Source organism: Lyngbya aestuarii BL J, assembly GCF_000478195.2.
In the GTDB taxonomy this organism is placed as follows: domain Bacteria; phylum Cyanobacteriota; class Cyanobacteriia; order Cyanobacteriales; family Microcoleaceae; genus Capilliphycus; species Capilliphycus aestuarii.
Genome location: NZ_AUZM01000010.1, coordinates 39,607 through 58,087 on the forward strand (window position 1 = coordinate 39,607; position 18,481 = coordinate 58,087).

Consider the following 18,481-nt stretch of genomic DNA (forward strand, 5'->3'; position numbering starts at 1 on the left):
AAGATTTCTTGTTTAATTCTTGTTTCTAGAGGAGGAGAAGGTGTCCAATACATCAAAGTTGGATGAGATTATTACAAGTTTAGAAAAAGATGTTAATCTTAATCGCATCAAAAAGGTGATGATTTGTGCCTGTCGAGGCAAATGGGAAAATAATCAAAAATGCCTGAATGATTTTGGAATCAAAGATTTAGTGCAGGAATTGTATTGGAAAACTCAAACCTCTAACAATCTTGCTAATATTTTAGAACGAATTTTATCAAAGATCAATAAAAAATCAGAATATACTCTGATTGTTGAGAGAATTCTAGAACTAATGGGGGAACTGTATGTAGAAAATCAACTTCAGCCCCCCAAACTTCAAGGATCTCAAACGCTGATTTCTAATTCTCCTCCATCTTCTGCATCTTCAGGTTCAGAAAGAACAGCCCCTTATTCTGACTTAAATTCTCTGTCTACCCTTCCCAACTTATTTGAGATAAGATGGAGAATTATGCAGTATACTAACCCTTTGCGGGTAAAAATTTTACTGTTTTCCACCTTAGAACGAGAATTTGATTTTAATACTCAAGATTGGTCACAACTCAAGTTACATAGTTTAGATGATTTACTCAGACAGCTTATTCGTAACTTTTCCACCCTTTCCGGTTTAGAAGATCATCTCATCAAAATAGCAAACTATCTAGAAAATCCAGATGAAAATATTAAAACGGTAGAATTAGTCCTAGAAGCCTTACAACCAATCTATACAAAAACGCCAGAAAAAACTACTCAAAAGTTACCCGAAAATTTCAATCAAGAAAAAGATTTAAGTGATAATAAAATAACCAGTAAACGCTTAAAAAACTCCAACTCAATTCTACCCAATCAAGCCAATTCTCAGTTAAACTCACCCTTAAATCCATCCTCAGATCATACCAACCTCGATAGCTTTATCAGTGAAAAACTTTCCCTGACTCAATCTAACCTGATCTCAACCCAACTCAAAACCGAAGAACTTGTCAATCTCAACAATCAATTAGAATCCCAAATTACTCGTATTGTAAACAAAAGTATAAAAAAAACAATTTATCCGATTAATCAAACCTGGGACGAATTACAAAACCTTTTAGATCTCTGTTTTAAAAATCTCCCTCCGGCTGAACGTAACGACCTAAAAAAACACGCTTTACAAGAATTACTCAACGTCATTAGTCTCAAAGTCAATGAATTACAAGAGTCATTAGACAAACTCGAAACCCACGAACAACAATCTTGGCAAACTCTCGATCTTTCTCAACAAAAAATGATGGGACTCGCTCGACAAGGAAACCCCAAAGCGATCGCCACACTGATTAATCAATCCCTAAAACCCAGAGGAATTAATACTCAAGTCAAATCTCAAAACCGTTGTTTACACGTTGTGATCACGGCAGAACCCATTCCCGACTCAGAAACCACAGCCTCTTTCATTCACAAAAAATTAATCTTTCTGAAAATTAAATCGATTCAAACTATCAAAATTTATGGACGAAAAACAGGGACAAAATCTATCGCCTGGACACAAGAATATACCTACAATTAACTCACCACTTAAATTCGATGGATGTCACTGAACTGCAAAACCGATATCAAGCAGGAGAACGAGATTTCCGAAATATTCATCTAAGAAATGCTAATCTCAACTCTGCGGATTTGATCGATGCCAATTTCAATCACGCCGACTTACAAGGAAGCGAATTTATTTTCGCCTATCTCAATAATGCCAACTTCGCCAGAGCCAATTTAGCCAGTGCTAAACTTAGTGGAGCATACCTCAATAAAGCGAACCTTAGCGGCGCTAACCTCAGTGATGCAGATCTTCACGGTGCCGTTTTACAAGGAGCCGATTTTCGTAAAGCTAATCTCTCTTTAGCAATATTACTCGATGCCAACCTAATTCAAGCTGATTTACGAGGAGTCAACTTTCAAGGCGCTGACTTACGAGGCGCTTGTTTACGGGGGGCGAACTTGCGGTATGAACGTCGCATCTACGACGGGGTGAACTTGCGAGGCGCTGACTTGCGGGGCGCTGACTTACAAGGGGTGAACTTGACGGGTGCTGACTTAACTCGCGCTAATCTCCGAGGGGCGAATTTAGGCGAAACGGTTCTCAGAGGGGCGATTTTGAAGCAAGCTAACCTTACTCAAAGCAACCTTCAATCAGCTTTTTTAACGGAAGCTGATTTATCTGGCGCTCGACTCCTCGGGGCGAATTTAAGAAAGGTGAAACTAGAACGAGCAATATTAATCGAGGCTCAACTTCCTGGTGTAGAATTGTGTGATTCGATTTTACCTGATGTTAAGCTCAGTAGTGCCAACCTCTCGGGTGCAGATTTGAGCCGTACAAACTTAGTCAGAGCCGATTTAACCCGCACAGATTTGAGTAACGCCAATTTAACTCAAGCTGATCTTACAGATGCGTCGGTAGCGCGAACTAATCTCCGCAGCGCCAATTTGAGTTATGCTTATTTAACTCGGGTTGAGTTTAGTAGTGCGACAACTATTGGCGTACAATTACATGGGGCAATTATGCCGAATGGGGAAATTCACCAGTAAATAAATAAAATTATTTCATCCTTAAATTATGGCTCGCAAACGGTTAATTATTGAAATGGGAATGGGGATTGATCAACATGGACAAGAACCCACTGTCGCCGCAGCACGGGCGGTTCGTAATGCCATCGCTCACAATGCTTTACCGGGAGTTTGGGAGGTTGCAGGGTTAAGTCATCCCAACGAGATGATTGTTGAGGTACAAATTGCAGTACCCTATCCCGAACAAGTTCGATCTGATCAGGTTTTAGCCGTTTTGCCTTTTGGTCAAAAAAGTCTTAAACTTGAGTCAGGCGGTATGGTTGTACAAGGACGAGCGATCGCAGAACTTGAAGATAAAAATGATGAGATGTTGATTGCAGTGGCGGCGGTTACGGTATTCGTTGAAATGGACTAATAACTTCTGATTTTCTGGAGTATTGTGACATTTTTTTTGATAAAATCGGTAGTGTAATGATAAACTCTGCACCCTGACCGTATTCAGAAACAACGTCAATTTTTCCCTGATGATTTTCAATAATTTTATAGGAAATTGCTAGTCCTATTCCAGTTCCTTTGCCGATTTTTTTAGTCGTGAAAAAAGGATCAAAGAGTTTAAGTTTGATTGACTCCGGAATTCCTAAGCCATTATCTCGGATTCTGACTTGAACTTCTTTAGCGTTAATCTGTTTAGTTTCAATAGTAATCTGTAATTTTTTGTGAGTTTTCACCTCTTCTAAAGCATCAATTGCATTCGCCAGAATATTCATAAAAACTTGATTAAGTTGCGCTGGATAACATTCAATTAACGGAAGATTTCCATACAATTTTACCAGTTCAAGGTTTGGCTTGAAACGATGATTTAAAATTAAAAGTGTATTCTCAATTCCTTCGTGAATATCGGCTGCTTTAATTTCGGCTTCATCAAGGCGTGAAAAATTTCGCAGAGACAAGACAATCTCACGAATTCGTTCGGTTCCCATTTTCATCGAAGCCAGTAATTTGGGTAAGTCTTCTGCAATAAAGTCTAAATCAATTTCTGCAATTTTTGCTTCAATTTCAGGAAAAAGTTGAAAGCAGTTTTGTTGATAAAGATAAACTAAACTCAGTAAATCTTGAATATGCTCAGAAGCGGGGTTAATATTTCCATGAATAAAACTCACCGGATTATTGATTTCATGGGCGATTCCTGCTACCATATGACCTAAGCTTGACATTTTTTCGGTTTGAATCAGTTGAGCTTGAGCGGTTTTTAAATCCTGAATTGCTTGTCTCAAATCTTGAGTGTATTGTTCTACCCATTCAATCAGTTGATTGAGAGATAGGGCTAAAATCCCGACTTCATCGCTAGAAGTCACCGGAACTCGCAAGCTAAAGTTTGATTCTTGGGTAACTCGTTGAGCAACTTGAGTCACTTTTTGAATCGGAGAAGCAATGGCGCGACTGGTGAAAATAGCAAGTATTGTCGCCAGTGTGGTTGAGAGAACTAAACTTCCAATAATGATCAAAACTCGCAATTTTTGGGCTTTTTTGAGTTGAATATCAGCTTGTTTTTGTTGAATTTCTGCTTTTGCCGTCAGTTGAGTCAACTGTTCAAAAATGCGTTCAAACTCTGAACTAATTTGACCGGCTTCTTCACTTTTTAGCGTTTTCCAAATTTGTTGTTGTGCGCTCGGAATTTGATCTTGAGTTAGAGTTCCAGGCTGAATATCTTCCGTCACTGATTCCATCAGTTCAACATAGGATTTCACTGTCGTTAGATAGGCTTGCGATAACTGCTGAACATCATCTTTCTCAACGACAATATCCTCAGCATAAACCTCTGTAAAAACATCAAGTTCGTGAATCCGATATTGAATCCGACTTAAACTATCATAAAACTTGACCACTTCATAATCAGATGATATACTATCTCCTAGCACAACCATTAACTGTTGAGGATGAGCTTGTAAAGATTTGAGAGCATTTTCAAGTTGAGTAATAATATTTTGTTGTTGATAGGCGATTGTAAGTTGGGATAGAGCTTTTTGTTGGGATGACTCTCCCATCGCTAACCCAACACAGGTTCCGATGACACCTATACCAATCGCTAAACCATATCCATAGCCAATTTTTTTCAGAATGCTCAAATGAGAAAAAATATTTCCAGTTCGTTGAAATTTTTGAGTTTTCTCAACTTCTTGCCCAAGCCGCATAATAGAACCAGGTTAAGCATATATATTTATTTTAACTTAACATCTAAAGATTAATAATAGGTTAATAGATAATAGGTGTGAATTTTTTGATGAGTTAAAGATATGTCCGTCAATTGAACACCCCAATTCGATTGAAACCTGCTTAGATCACACTCACTCACTCAATAGACTCAAAACAACCAGAGTCTTTGTTCTAGATAAATTTCTGCAATTTACCGAATTAAATCCCCTTCTCCAATTGCTTTGTATACATCACGAATAATATCATAATTCCCATCCTCAACTGGAACTAACCGGGAACCTTTATATTTTTGAGTCGCTTCACCTGTGACTAAAGCTTGAATTAATTGATCTTGATTTTTAATAATTTGCTGTTTATACTCAGCAACAACTTCTACAGGTAATAAATCATTCGCCACAATCAAATCACTCGGGAGAGAAGCACCTTGCTGAATTTCTCGAAAACGTTTTCCCGACTGTTTATAACTTTCATAATCTGTTTTTGAACCTCCCCAAGCATCCACTTCACCCTTCGTTAAAGCTTCCATGCCTTCAAATGATCCTAACATCCGAACTTGATAATTTTCATTCGGTTTAAGTCCCGCATCAATTAATAACTTTGTCGGGCCAAGATGACCACTGGTAGAACCCGGTTTTTTCAAAGAAATTGTTTTTCCTTGTAATTGACTTAAAGATTGAATCTCGCTATCTTCTGGAACAACAATGATAGAATAATAATCTTGACGAGCAATCCCAATCAAAGGAACTGCATCCGTGCGAGCATTAATCACCACATATTCAGAAGGCCCAGTGAGCAACAAATCTACTTGATTGGATTGGAGAGCCGGTACAGCAGCAATATAACTTTTGACCGGAAAAAACACAATCTTTGTTGCTAAAACAGCTTCTAAAGCTTGACGAAATTGACCATAATTTTGTTCTAACGCTTCTATCCCTTGTTCGTCAGTCACCGTAAAACGCAAAAGTTCAGGTTTCCGTCCGGTCAAGGAATAATTCGCCCTTTGAGTCGTGGCGCTACATCCAGTCAGAAACAGTAAAGAATACCCAAAAAAATGACGACGTTTCATAGAATGTTAACTGAGTTCAAAGAGGAGCAACGCTCAAAAAAGTATACCCGAGTCTAGTTTACGACCTTTTTCTCTCAATTGTCTGATGTAAGTTAACCTCTAAAACCTCCTCAGTCTTTCAGATGTTGAGTTTAACCGTTATTTTCCGGTGAAAATATGAAATTTTACGGAATTTTCACGGTTGACGACCATTTTTTTTCCTGACTCGACTATCCGGTAATGAATTCCCAATTCCTTGCAAAATTCCCCGACCAATTAACCCAATTCCCCGACCCACAACTTGAGTGAGAACATAAACCACTCCACTTCCTAAAAATGCAATTGTCGCCCTGACTCTCGGCGCGACTGCATCCCGAGTTTCTAAAACTAAAGTGACCGCGAGTTGTACTCCAACCAGTTTTTCAAGTTCGACATTTCGAGGAGAATAAACCTCTTGTTTTTGAATTCCTCGTTCTCCTAATATGCGTAAACTATATAAGCTTTCAAAGATTTCTTTGGGTTCAGAAAAATACTTTTCAACTCGATATTTCCACGATAAATTATTTCTAAACTTCTCTAGTTCTCGGGTTGACAACAACCGACGATCATAATATTTTTGCTTAACTTCTTCAAAGTCCGCAAAATGATTGAGTAAGGGTTGAATCACCGCATTCGCAATTTGAATCACTAAGTTTTGTAGGATTGCTTCAGCCCGTTGCATCGCTTCTGGACTTCCCACGGGATAAGCAGTATTATCAACCATCAAAGGAATTTGAAACAATAAATGAGCAATCAAGTCAGGAACTAAGGGAATTTTTTCAAGAATAATAGCTTGAATAAGCACTGCATCTTGCAACAAAACCGCAACAACTTCGACCTCTTGTTCCCTGACTTTTAAAGTGTAGTATTTTCCAAAATAAGTCGTGACAGTATATTCCCAAATATCGAGAAGCATAGTCTGACATTGATCTGATAATTGCTCAACCTGAATCTCAGAAAATTCACACTCATCTAAGATCTGTTCAAACTTTTGTAAAATCAGATAAATCAATTCTCGCTTTTGAGTGAATCGTAAAATATCAATTTCTAAAGGAGAACCCGTGAGATTAATTAACCCCGATTGTAATTTAGAAAAAGTGACATCAAATAATAGCGATTTCACCTCCGTTGCTAAGACCGGGGTTTGATAGGTTAGCGAGGCGTTTGGACGCACCACCAGGGATTCTTCGCGTTTGACAGGGGGATTTGGGGGAGTATTGGGGGAAAGGTTCGTTTCTTCAGGGGGAGGGGCTTGAGCGCGAACAGAAGCGGGTAAAACTTGACTAACAATCCAACGAGCCGCCAAAAGTTCTCGCCGTTGACCAGTCATCATTAACCAGTTGAGAACGGCCATCGGTTCTCCCCGTTTGATATCGTAGGGTAGGGGAAGTTGAGCGGTGACTTCTGCTAAGGTTTCGTCAATTTGTCGCAGTCCTGACTTTCCCATCCGATAACGCCAACGACCCCACAAAGATAAACGTCCCATTGGGGGAACAGATGTAGTGACTTCTAACTCTGTATTCAGATTTTCCCAGAGTGTCTCACCCGAAGCGACAACCCGAATAGCAGTGATAATTTTCTCAATATTTACCCCTTTCCGACAATAGCCTTGAACCCCGACCCGTTGGGCGGCTTGCAGTCGGTGGGTTTGCCCGACAGAAGTCAGCAGCAGAACCACGAGATCCGGATAATTTGTGGTCAAATGTTGACAAAAAGCGATCGCACTATCAGGTGTAGAATTGAGGCGCACAACCGGGGTGCTGAGATTTGCCATCCCCAACTCCAAGATTGCCACGTGAATAATATTATTGGCTGAAGTGCGAACAGAGGAGTTTTCAGTCGTGATCCGTTGAGGTTCTAAAATCGCGAGTGCAGCTTCTGCGGTTTGGGCTTCTGCGACGACCTCTAAATCAGGATACTCTTGACAAGCCGCTCGTAAGCCGATCAGAAAAATTGGGTCATCATCAATAAGCAGGAGTCGCACAGTCGATTGGGTCATTGATTCACCGAAGTCTGAAAAGAAGGACTAGCACTATTTCAGACTCTACCATTTACTCTCTATTTTTAGACTCCGATCCGCTACTCCAAAAATAAGTTGGCATCGGGAGGACTATAACTCCCACTTCCCGAAGACGAAGGTGCGGTCACTGGAGCCGGAGCCGCTTGGTAACTTCCTGAGCTTGCTGGTGCCGGACTCGGCGATGAGGAATAACCCGACCCGCTAGAATATCCACTGGAACCCGAGGAGTATCCACCGCTATACCCAGAGTAACTCCCTGAGTAGCTACCGCTATAACCCGAAGAATAGCCCCCCGAATTGTAGTCAGAGTAGTATCCACTATTATATCCCGAATTGTAGTCAGAGGAGTATCCACTTGAGCCAGACGAATAGCTACCCGAATAGCCACCCGAATAGCCAGAGGAGTATCCACTGCTATAACCCGACGACGAATTACTAGAGTATCCCGACGAGCTAGAGGAGCCAGAAGAATAGCCCGAATAGCCGCTTTGTGAGGAACTGCTGGAACTTGAGGAACTCGAAGGAGATGAAGGCTGAGGTTGTTGAGAAGCCCAGTAAGCATCTCGTTCTTCGACCCAACGAGCGATCGCCCCTTGAGCTTCGTAATAGAGGGCGCGACCATAGCGAATTCTAGAGGCTTCGGAAATTGCAGAACTCAAGCTGCCTTGATCGGCTAAACCATAAGCCTTATTGAGAATGGGACGATCTTCAGCAATTTGGACTTCTGCGACCCATTCGTTAATTTGGTCACGGGCTTGAGAGTAGAGAGCGCGACCTTTCTCGATTTCTGAGGCTTTATCAATCGCAGCACTTAAGTTTCCTTCTTTGGAGAGTGCTAAGGCTTCATTGAGGAGAGGTTGATCTTCAATAATCTCAACCCGCTTTGTCCACTCAGCGATCAAGGTTTGAGCTTCGATCCGCAGCGGACGACCCAGAACGACTTGAGCCGCTTGAGCGACAGCCGCTTTAAAACCCTCTAGATTTTCTTGTTCTGAGAGCATCCGAGCCAGAACGAGATGAGGTCGGTCTTCAATCCGTTGAGTCTCTTTGCGCCAGTGAGCCACTAAGGTTTGAGCGTGTATCCGCCGAGGTCGTTGGGAACTAATGGTTTGCGCTTGATCCATGGCCAGTTTGAGCGCCAAGGGATGACCGATTTTGGCAATCCCATCAGCGACTTGTAGAGCCACCAGATCTTGAATTTGTCCGTCTAATTGTTCGGTGGGGATGTGGGCTTGTTGATACAGGGTTTGATCGATTGACTTTTGTTCAAGAGCGGCTTTTCCTTCGAGCAAGATCACCAGCTTTTCAATAAAAGGCTTACTGTTAGCTTGGTTGAGGGATACATCTTGTACCTCTGCTAACAACAGCAAGTTTTGAGCATCTTGATAGAGGGGGGAATATTCAGGAACTCGTTGAGCGATATTGAAGACGTTCGAGAGATTTTTCGCTTCTAGCTCTTGTTTGGCTTGGTCAATCAGTCTTTGGCTCCAGTTTTTGATCTCTTGACGAGCCACTGAATTGACGTAGAGTTGGGAGTTGACTTGATGAGCGAGTGTAATGGCTTCTTCTAGGCTATTGGCTGTGTTTTGTTTGGCAATATTGCGAGCTTCTTCGAGTCGTTGATAGCCTTGTCGTTCAACCGACATTCGATCAACTAACTCATTAAAGCGTTTTTCTCGCCAGTGAGCATTGTTGAGTTTCGCGAGAGACTGAATATTGCTGAAAGCTTGCGCCCAATTTTGTTGCTTCAAAGCCGCAAGTGCTTTGTCATAGAGTTGTTGACCTTTATCCCAGTCATTTTGCCAGTCAGCGATCGCGTCTTCAACTGTCGAGTAGGCGGGACTGGTTTTCGGGACAATACTGACTAATTCAATCGCCCCGTCTAAGTTTCCTTCGTCTATTTTTTGGTTCGCCTGGACAATCAAAAGTTTGACCCATTTCTCCATCATTTTGCGACCTTGAGGCTGAAGGGGATGAGTCGTAGGCCAGCTTTCGACCAAATTAAAAGCCGCTTGAATTTCCGGGAGTTGTCCCGACTCAGCCGCTTGATCTGCACAATAGAGCCGATCTCCATCGGCTGATAACGGTGAAATTTCTTGGCAGTTGGGAGCAGGGGGGGTGATCAGCAGCCAGAGTAAAGCTCCAGCACCCATTGTTCCAAATCCGAGCAGAACGGTGAGCCAGAGAAGTTGCCATCCCCAAAAGCCTTTGGGTAATTTCAGTGAACGTCGATTTGTCGCTTTTTGATCGGTTTGGGACGCGATCTCTGGGTCTAACTCCGAGGGGGAAGTGGGACAGAGATCCGTTTCTCCTGCTGCACTGAAGTGAGTGGATTGGTTAAATTGGGGTGTCGTCATGACTTTACCATTTTCCTTCGATTCGTTCTTGGTTTGGTCTCACCCTGTTTGAGGAGCTTGTTCAGCCTCAGCTTAACCCTGAACCACAGCTCACCAGAGAGCTAATATAGACTATTTTGAGTCGGGGGTTTCTTCTGAGTTGGACTTGGCTCTCACCGTCGAGTGGTTGGGAGTTAGACGTGAATCTGCTGTGATTTTATACAGTGATGAACCGAGTTTAATAATTGGGGTTCATCATTTAAAAAAATATAATCAAATCGTTCTAAGTCTTACATATATTAGCGATCCTGACCTAAGTTCGTCAAACTCAAGTGTTTTCCGGGTTAGGCTGAGATCAAAGGTCAATACCCCCTATCGGGCGGAGTGTCTGCGGGTGTGAGCCTCGCTGTCTGGATGATTTAGGAGGCTTTGGGGGTGGAGTCGCTGCTATTTTCCTCGCTCTGGGCTGAGTCTGATGAACTGTAGCCAAAAAAATCAATTCGATAATCTGTAATTTTGATTCCGGTTTGTTTTTCGACTTGTTCGATTACGGATGCCGGAAGTTCGATATGAACATCAACAATCCGTTCAGTATCTAGACAATTGACATGGGAATGGGAATCACTGATATGTCCGTATAAACGACCTTCAGAACGTTCAATACACTCAATAATACTCTCACGGGAGAGGGCTTCTAAGTTTTGGTACACTGATGTGTGGCCGATTGCTTTACCCTGTTGATTGAGTCGATCGTAAATTTCACGGGCTGACAGGTGTTCCTGTGCTTCCCAGAGGAGTTCGAGGATAAAGCGACGTTGACGGCTCAGTCGCATTCCTCGCGTCTGACACCGATTTAATGCATCCTCTAATGAACGAATAGGTTTCACTTCTTACGCCTCTGTTTGTTCTAAAACTATCTGTTATCTGTGTTGTTAAACGTTTGTATACTAACCTACGACTTCTATTTTATCTTAGGCATTTTAGCGGGTTGAGTAAAGGACATTTTACCAGTCTGACTGCGGGGTGAACAGATCCAATCAATCTGTGACCCAGACAAGCTACAATCGCAACAGGTGTCCATTTGGTGCAATATCAACCCCAGTTCACAAAACATGACCATTACCATCCAGCTTAATTCTAAATTCATAGATCACTTAGACTTGTCACCCGCTCAAACGACCATTGAAAAATTACTCGAACAAGGTCAAATTGCACAGAGTGAGCAACAGATTTGCTTTGAGGTTGACTATCCCCGCGATCCTCAAGACCCCCGCGAACTCTCTGAGGTTCCAGAAATCAGACTTTGGTTTGTTCGCTTGGATGCTCGTTATCCTTGGTTACCTTTTTTGCTCGATTGGAAAGCAGGTGAACTGGCTCGCTACGTTGCCATGCACGTTCCTCATCAATTCCATCGCACAGAAGGTATTCAGTATAACCCAGAAGCGTTGGAAATTTTTTTAATGCGTAAAATTTTTATTCTAGCTGATTGGCTACCCCAGCAAGGAATTTCCAGTATTTCTCGCCTCAAGTCTATGTCTCAAATGCTCGGTTATGATTTGGATGAGGGTTTATTTGAGTTGATTACTTCGAGTTCGATTTGAATTGTTCTCGATACTGTTTGCTTTCTACTCTAGGTTCGGAGAGCTTACCTGGTTTTGGGTGAAATGATCAAAAAACGCATAGATTGATTTCTACAGCACTTTGCGACTTAATCTTGTACAAGAGCAATCATGTGACAATTAGATTGGCTTACTATTGCTGTACTTCATAGGCGTCGCACACGCTGTATATCACCCTGCAAACTCCTCTACAGAAATTCTACTTTTCCTTCTGGGGTGGTTGATCACATCGGTATCGGTTGTAGTTGTCGAGTTAGCTGAGTTATGATTTAGACAATTAGTATTGAGCTGCATATAGCACAAGAGTCTCAATCTAATCAATCAGGGGAACTTCAAGGTTGTAATAACCACTTAGATTAAAAACAGGGAACCATTTAAGCTGATTAAAATGCATCTATGCTCTATGTCCATCGTCATAGAGTTAATATTTTGCTTATGTGTAAAGCGTTGAAGCGAGATTGTTACTAATCAAAACCAAGCAAGCCATGTTTTAGAGGACAAGTTACAATTCTTCTCAGTTTAGAAGCGTTTCAGTTTCTCTGAGAGTTACACAGCCTTTTTCTGAGAAATCCTTTTTGTTTTCAAGGTTAAGTCTGTTGACAACTCACTCTAGTTCAATCGACTGGAAAAATTAACACCTCTATCAAATTTTTACGAATCTATGACTAAAACTAACCATCAAGATTTACCTTTCATGCGTATCCTCATGGTTGTTGAAAATATCTCTCGGAAAATGGGAGGTGAATCGGGTAAAAGTTTCTACTACTTGCAACTTTTGCGAGAACGAAATATTGAGGTTAGGGCAATTTGTCATGGGCGAGTCCGTGAAGAACTCCGTCAAGAGTTTGCTCAAGATCCTGAACAATTCCAAAAAATTCATTTTATCGATGATACTTGGTATCAAGCGATGATTTGGTGGATTGGAAAGAAATTTCCCTATCGAATTCAAGACCTAATCTTTAATCAAATTATTCATTGGGTCACTCAATATCAGGGTCGTAAGTTAGCGAAAAAGTTGATTCAAGAACATCAGATTGATCTCATTTTTGAGCCAGCACCCATTACTCCGAAAGGACTCAGTTTCATGTATGACATGGGAGTTCCTGTTGTCATCGGGCCACTATCAGGAGGGTTGGATTTTCCCCCGGCATTTCAATACATGGACTCCAAAATCAGTCGTCTATCTATCAAAGTTAGCCGTTATTTCTCTAATATTCTCAATCAACTTGTTCCCGGAAAATTAAAAGCTGATGCTTTGATTGTCGCCAACCCACAGACTCAAGCGGCTTTACCACAGGGTTCTCAAGGCAAACTCTATGAAGTGATTGAGTGCGGGGTAGATTTAGATTTCTGGCTTCCGAAAAAACTTCATCAATCTCAACCCGATCAAATAATTCGATTTATCTACGTCGGACGCTTTGTAGACTGGAAAGGGGTTGAATTTTTGATTGAAGCTTTCCACTCTGTAGTCAGTTTTAACCCGAATGTAGTATTAGAGTTGGTCGGTGATGGCCGATTACAAAAACAGATTAAAAACCGAGTCAAAGAATTAGGAATTCAAAGCCATGTACAATTTCATGGGTGGCAACCTCGGGCTAAGGTTGTTCAACTTCTACATAAATGTGATGTGTTTGTGATGCCCTCTCTACGGGAGGCAGGTGGAAATGCGATTATGGAGGCGATGGCAATTGGATTACCCACCATCACGACTAATTGGGGAGGCCCTGCTTCGATTGTAGACTCTCGCTGTGGTATTCTCGTCGATCCAACTTCCCCAGAGGAGTTTACAGAGGGTTTAAGCAAGGCGATGATCCGTTTGACTGAATCTTCTCAACTTCGAGATCAAATGGCAGAGGCGGCAAAGCAACGGGTTCGAGAAGATTATTTTGACTGGCAATCTAAATGCGATCGCATGATTGAGATTTTTGCAGAAACACTTCCTCAAACTGAAAAAGTCCCCGTTCTCAATTCTCGCTAATCTTTAGTTTGAGTGAGTTGATTGGGTTCAATATATATAAAATTAGTGTAATTATTTAGTCTAAGTTTTCTTGCAGATAATGGTAAGGGACTTAGACTTTTTAAATGAGTTAAGGATAAAAAGGATTAATCTTTTCAAACAGATAGACATCATCTCGATTAAATTTTAATTGAAATTGAGGTAAGTTTTGTAGTTGATTAACCAGAGATTGAGCAAATTGATGGTTACTTTTCCAACCTGGATGTCGAACATTAAGGAGAATATAATCAAATTTAGTCAGATCGGGTGGAGGGGCATCAACATTGGTAAATTTAACCACAGTTCGATGAGTCACATGAGGGGCTAAATTTGCGGTTGTTAGGACTGAACCTTGAGTCATTTGAATAAGGTTGATTGCTAAATGATTGGCTGTCCAAGTATCAGTTTCTTGGATATAAATAGACCAAAAATAACCAAATTTTGCTAAACATAAAAATGAAATAAATGACCAGGTTAAAATGAGTTTACAAATAATCTTTTTTTGTTGAATCAATGAAAAGTTGATAGTTTTGTGAGTTTGCCAAATATTTAAAACCCATTTCCCTAAATATTCCTCAGAATGAGCTAAACTCGAAATCATTGCGACAATCAGAAACGGAACAATAGGAATAGAATATTGATGAATTAAATCTCGTTGAGCATCAATTTCTGATAAAATATTCTTGACTAATGCAGGTAATGCACTCACAAAAGGGGCTAAGTGTCGGGGTGATAGCCACCAAACCACAGGCGAAAGAAATAAAGTTATATATTCTAAGGTTTTCCAGGAAAAAAAATTATCTAAAACGAGGCGGGGTTTCAACACTAAATTAACAATAATTTCTAAAACAGAGTTGCCTAAATAGCTGTAACGTCCGACTCCACCTGGCCCCACACCTGCTTTAAAATAAGGAATTATTCCTTGAACGACAATGATAAACCAACCCACTCCCGCAAATAAGGCGATCACTCCATAAAGTCGTTTTTTTTCATAGAAAAATAGCCAAACTCCCATCGCCGCCACCGTCAAAGCCAAAGCATCTTTACAGCCTAAAATCCAAATTACCGCCAGACAAAACCAACCTGTTTTATTTAATTTTGCGGCTAAAATAGCACCTAAAAATACAGGTAATGCCATCACTTCGGGATGAAAATCAAAGAGATTAATATTAAAAACAACAGGATATAATAGATAAACGACTGCCATTGTTAGAGATAAAGAGCGGTTTAACCCGGCTTGTCTGGCTAAACCCCAGGTTGGCCAAGCCCCTAACGCCAGAGATATAGCTTGAATAAGAAGTAACCAATGTACAGAAGGATAAATGCGGTAAAATAAAGCAATAAAATACATCACCCATGCCGCATGATTTCCCATATGATGTATATTTAAAAAAGAGGAAATGGGAGGTTTTCCTTGACTGATGAGATAAACGATTTGATCATAAATTCCGAGTTCAAAAGCAGTAGACTGAAATAAAGCATGACGTAAACTACTACAAAAAAAGAAAATGATTGATGCAGTCACGATCATTCCAGCTAACGGATGTAATTTGAATGATCTCCCTTGAAATCGTTGCATTCTTGGGAATGGAAACTTTTTCATCTCATCTGACACTTAAAATTCTGCATAAATTATGTATTTGTAGTCAAGTTTAACGGGAAAAATTCGTTGTTTGTTGAAAGACGAAAACATCATCTTGTTGATAAAGGGCTTGAAATCGAGGATCAGTGGTTAGTTTATTGGCAATATTTTGACCGATGTTTTCCGTATCTGGCCAAGGATGACGTAAATTTAAAACAATATAGTCAAATTCAGTAAAATTATCATCGATTGTAACTTGACTTAATAACTTAACCACTGGACGATGGGTAAAATGGGGCGCGAGTCGATTATCTGTTAATACATTTCCTCGGGGTTGAACAAGCGTTATTGCTTCTCGGGTTGCGTTCCAGGTATCAAGTCGATTAAAATAAACCCAAAATCGACCATATTTTCCAAACATCAAGAAAACAATCAATGACCAGATGAGGATCAATTGAGGCAGTTTGCTATAGTTGGGAAAACTGATAGTATCTTGTATTTGTTCTGTTTTTTTGAGTTTTTGCCAGATTTTAAGAATGACTTTTCCCAGACTAGAACCATGATGTTCTAAACTAGAAATTATTGCAACGAGTAAAAAGGGTAGAACGGGAATAGAATATTGAAAGGCGAGACTGCGTTGAAACGGAACGTCAGATAAGCTATTAATCAAGATTGTGGGAATTGCTGGAACTAAAGCCGTTAAAGATAGGGGAGAAAGCCACCAAATCACTGGAAAAAAGAGTTGGTAGAGATAATCTAAGGTGGAAAGTGAAATTAATCGTCCCAACACTAAATAGGGTTTCAAGATCAGATTAACGAGAATTTCTAAAACTGAGTTGCCTAAATAAGTATAACGCCAAACCCCTTCTACTTCTCGCCCACTAAAGTTGGGGATCATCACCTGAGTCACAACCACAAACCAAGCCATTCCTAACAGCAGTGCGATCGTCCCACAAATGCGCCGTTTTTCAAAGATTAATAACCAAAATCCTAATGCCAAAATTGTTAAAGACAACACCGCTTTACATCCCAATACCCAAATAATCGCCACAGAAAACCACAATATTTGTCGCAACTTCGCTGCTAATACTGCGGCTAATAATGCCGGAAGCGCCATCACTTCGGGGTGAAAATCAAACAGGTTAATATTAAAAACAACGGGATAAAGGATATAAACTGCGGCGATCGCCAGCGATAACCGTTCACTCAAACCCGCTAGACGCGCTAAACTCCAAGTCGGCCAAATTCCTAACGCTAAAACAATTGCTTGTAAAAGTAGTAACAGGTATACACTGGGATAAACTTTGTACAGCAACCCCAATGGATACACCGCCCAAGCCCCATGATTTCCCAGATGATGGAAGCCTAAAATAGAGGAAATTGGCGGCTGTCCTTGGCTGATCAAATAAGTCACTTGATCGTAGATGCCTAAATCATAGCCTGTGGATTGAAATAGCCAGTGTCGCAGGCTGCTACAGATCCAAAAAATGGCGCTCGCCCCTGCGATCATTGAGAGAACAGGTGAAGGTGGAAGCCAATTTTGAGACTTTGTTGAGGAAGAAGGTTCAGGCGATATTTGCATTAAGATTCAATCTATCCGTAATTTCGGGCATAATGTCGGATTGATCGTACAGGATTGGAGACAAAAAGCGATCGGTTTTTTCAGTCAGCCGTCACCCGTGAAAAGTGATCACGGCTTGACTGTAAACTGTCTCCCCATCTTTTGTGTCACCCTAAATGAAATGAAGGGTCTAAGAGATTCTCAACGACTAAATTTCTAACAGGTGACGGCTGACTGATGAGTGTAAAGAGTATCTCGCTGTCGAAAAGGACGCCCAATAGAAGTAATGGCTTGTTGTAACGTTTCAGGTTCCATACAAGTTCCGCCTGTTGCTCCTGCCATTGTAGTAATGTGTTCTTCCATCAGAGTCCCACCAATGTCATTACAGCCCCATTTTAGGGCTTCTGTCGCCCCTGCAAGCCCAAGTTTGACCCAACTCGGCTGATGGTTGGAAATCCAGTTTCCGAGGAAAATACGGGCGACTGCGGTGAGTAACAAATTATCGCTTAAGACAGGTTGATCTCGTCCAACTCGTCGGCGTAGAGAGGGAGGGGCTTCTTGACCCACAAATGGTAAGGCGATAAACTCAGTAATCTGAGATCGATAGTTGTTTTTAATGGCGGTTTGTTGAAGCGATCGCAGTTTTTCTAAATGGGCAATTTGCTGTTGCGGAGTTTCAATATGACCACAGAGCATGGTACTGGTTGTCGGAACGCCTAAACGATGGGCGGTTTCAATGATTTCTAGCCAAGTTGCCGAGTTGATTTTTTCAGGACAGATCACCTGACGCACACGATCATCGAGAACTTCTGCTGCGGTTCCGGGCATGGAGTCTAATCCGGCTTCTTGGAGGGCGGCAATCACAATATCATAGCGAAGATGGTCTTGACGGGCAATGAATTGGATTTCTTGGGGTGAGAAGGCGTGAAGATGTAATTGGGGGAAGGTTTGTTTGATTGTGGCGATTAATTTGAGATAATAGGGCAGAGATGCACCGTTTACTTTGGCCTGGGGGTTGAGTCCGCCCTGCATACAAATTTCGGTTGCTCCGAGTTGAACGGCTGCGGTTGTTTTTTCTAAAATTTGAGCAGTATCTAACCAAAATGCACCGTCTTCTCCTTCGTCTCGTCGAAATGCACAAAAATTACAATGCTGTTCACAAATATTTGTAAAATTGATATTGCGGTTAATCACGTAGGTGACGGTATCTCCGGCTTGTTGATGGCGTAGTTTGTCGCTGATATCCCGGATAATTGTGATGATTGCCGGATCGGTTTGTTGGAGTAAGACAACTGCTTCTGCTGCTGAAATATCCTCTTGGGCATCAGCACGGTTTAAAATAGTATCTATGGTTTGAGTGAACATGAGAAAGCCCGCTTTTGTGGAATGTTGCATGATATCTGGCTGGTTTGGAGAAAAGGTTCATTCTGACATCCAGTGTGAACGGTTTTTCTCGACTCGCCCTTGCTATCAATTATGATAATGATTTTTGGGTTCGATTTTGAGTTTCGATTTT

At 41.2% G+C, this 18,481-nt stretch carries 13 protein-coding genes; 5 read left to right on the plus strand and 8 right to left on the minus strand.

What is annotated here, in order from left to right; translation table 11 throughout:
• Positions 1 to 40: 40 nt before the first annotated feature.
• Genes M595_RS06420 through M595_RS06430 form a run of 3 tightly spaced genes read left to right on the plus strand, consistent with a single transcriptional unit; the run spans position 41 to position 2,968 of the window.
• Positions 41 to 1,561, plus strand: a complete 1,521-nt coding sequence (locus tag M595_RS06420; RefSeq protein WP_023065342.1) for a hypothetical protein — start codon at positions 41 to 43, stop codon at positions 1,559 to 1,561.
• A 17-nt stretch (positions 1,562 to 1,578) separates the two neighbouring features.
• Positions 1,579 to 2,574 (plus strand): pentapeptide repeat-containing protein, encoded by a 996-nt coding sequence (locus M595_RS06425; protein WP_023065289.1) that lies wholly within the window; start codon positions 1,579 to 1,581, stop codon positions 2,572 to 2,574.
• Positions 2,575 to 2,602: 28 nt separating this feature from the next.
• Positions 2,603 to 2,968: a Lin0512 family protein gene (locus M595_RS06430; protein ID WP_023065279.1), complete on the plus strand. Its 366-nt coding sequence runs from the start codon at positions 2,603 to 2,605 to the stop codon at positions 2,966 to 2,968.
• On the opposite strand, the gene M595_RS06435 is transcribed toward M595_RS06430, so the two are convergent.
• The 5 genes from M595_RS06435 to M595_RS06455 form a co-directional block, all read right to left on the minus strand.
• Positions 2,943 to 4,745, minus strand: coding sequence for a sensor histidine kinase (locus M595_RS06435; protein WP_023065287.1), 1,803 nt, complete (start codon positions 4,743 to 4,745; stop codon positions 2,943 to 2,945). The genes M595_RS06430 and M595_RS06435 overlap by 26 nt on opposite strands.
• Before the next feature lie 212 nt (positions 4,746 to 4,957).
• Entirely contained in the window at positions 4,958 to 5,833 is an 876-nt protein-coding gene (locus M595_RS06440) for a phosphate/phosphite/phosphonate ABC transporter substrate-binding protein (protein WP_023065264.1), read from the minus strand.
• Between the two features lie 175 nt (positions 5,834 to 6,008).
• On the minus strand, positions 6,009 to 7,850 hold the full coding sequence (locus M595_RS06445; RefSeq protein WP_023065363.1) for a DUF3685 domain-containing protein: 1,842 nt from the start codon (positions 7,848 to 7,850) through the stop codon (positions 6,009 to 6,011).
• Between the two features lie 80 nt (positions 7,851 to 7,930).
• Positions 7,931 to 10,228 (minus strand): hypothetical protein, encoded by a 2,298-nt coding sequence (locus M595_RS06450; protein WP_023065294.1) that lies wholly within the window; start codon positions 10,226 to 10,228, stop codon positions 7,931 to 7,933.
• Between the two features lie 398 nt (positions 10,229 to 10,626).
• Positions 10,627 to 11,094 carry a Fur family transcriptional regulator gene (locus M595_RS06455; protein WP_039895929.1) on the minus strand — a complete coding sequence of 156 codons (468 nt, stop codon included), beginning with the start codon at positions 11,092 to 11,094 and terminating at the stop codon, positions 10,627 to 10,629.
• A gap of 225 nt (positions 11,095 to 11,319) precedes the next feature.
• Between M595_RS06455 and M595_RS06460 the strand changes: the two genes are divergently transcribed.
• Both M595_RS06460 and M595_RS06465 read left to right on the plus strand, forming a co-directional pair.
• Positions 11,320 to 11,808: a CRR6 family NdhI maturation factor gene (locus M595_RS06460; RefSeq protein ID WP_023065290.1), complete on the plus strand. Its 489-nt coding sequence runs from the start codon at positions 11,320 to 11,322 to the stop codon at positions 11,806 to 11,808.
• Positions 11,809 to 12,487: 679 nt separating this feature from the next.
• Positions 12,488 to 13,804 carry a glycosyltransferase family 4 protein gene (locus M595_RS06465; protein WP_023065266.1) on the plus strand — a complete coding sequence of 439 codons (1,317 nt, stop codon included), beginning with the start codon at positions 12,488 to 12,490 and terminating at the stop codon, positions 13,802 to 13,804.
• A 109-nt stretch (positions 13,805 to 13,913) separates the two neighbouring features.
• On the opposite strand, the gene M595_RS06470 is transcribed toward M595_RS06465, so the two are convergent.
• The 3 genes from M595_RS06470 to cofH form a co-directional block, all read right to left on the minus strand.
• Entirely contained in the window at positions 13,914 to 15,353 is a 1,440-nt protein-coding gene (locus M595_RS06470; protein ID WP_023065269.1) for a DUF2079 domain-containing protein, read from the minus strand.
• A 121-nt stretch (positions 15,354 to 15,474) separates the two neighbouring features.
• Positions 15,475 to 16,986, minus strand: a complete 1,512-nt coding sequence (locus M595_RS06475) for a DUF2079 domain-containing protein (protein WP_023065268.1) — start codon at positions 16,984 to 16,986, stop codon at positions 15,475 to 15,477.
• A 195-nt stretch (positions 16,987 to 17,181) separates the two neighbouring features.
• Entirely contained in the window at positions 17,182 to 18,360 is a 1,179-nt protein-coding gene (gene cofH, locus M595_RS06480; RefSeq protein ID WP_375339235.1) for a 7,8-didemethyl-8-hydroxy-5-deazariboflavin synthase subunit CofH, read from the minus strand.
• Positions 18,361 to 18,481 lie beyond the last annotated feature (121 nt).

Bases quoted from the DNA above. Each gene is read 5' to 3' on its own strand.
- M595_RS06425 (WP_023065289.1), top strand. From the start codon at position 1,579: ATGGATGTCACTGAACTGCAAAACCGATATCAAGCAGGAGAACGAGAT.
- M595_RS06430 (WP_023065279.1), top strand. From the start codon at position 2,603: ATGGCTCGCAAACGGTTAATTATTGAAATGGGAATGGGGATTGATCAA.
- M595_RS06435 (WP_023065287.1), bottom strand. From the start codon at position 4,745: ATGCGGCTTGGGCAAGAAGTTGAGAAAACTCAAAAATTTCAACGAACT.
- M595_RS06440 (WP_023065264.1), bottom strand. From the start codon at position 5,833: ATGAAACGTCGTCATTTTTTTGGGTATTCTTTACTGTTTCTGACTGGA.
- M595_RS06445 (WP_023065363.1), bottom strand. From the start codon at position 7,850: ATGACCCAATCGACTGTGCGACTCCTGCTTATTGATGATGACCCAATT.
- M595_RS06450 (WP_023065294.1), bottom strand. From the start codon at position 10,228: ATGACGACACCCCAATTTAACCAATCCACTCACTTCAGTGCAGCAGGA.
- M595_RS06460 (WP_023065290.1), top strand. From the start codon at position 11,320: ATGACCATTACCATCCAGCTTAATTCTAAATTCATAGATCACTTAGAC.
- M595_RS06465 (WP_023065266.1), top strand. From the start codon at position 12,488: ATGACTAAAACTAACCATCAAGATTTACCTTTCATGCGTATCCTCATG.
- M595_RS06470 (WP_023065269.1), bottom strand. From the start codon at position 15,353: ATGATCGTGACTGCATCAATCATTTTCTTTTTTTGTAGTAGTTTACGT.
- M595_RS06475 (WP_023065268.1), bottom strand. From the start codon at position 16,986: ATGCAAATATCGCCTGAACCTTCTTCCTCAACAAAGTCTCAAAATTGG.
- cofH (WP_375339235.1), bottom strand. From the start codon at position 18,360: ATGCAACATTCCACAAAAGCGGGCTTTCTCATGTTCACTCAAACCATA.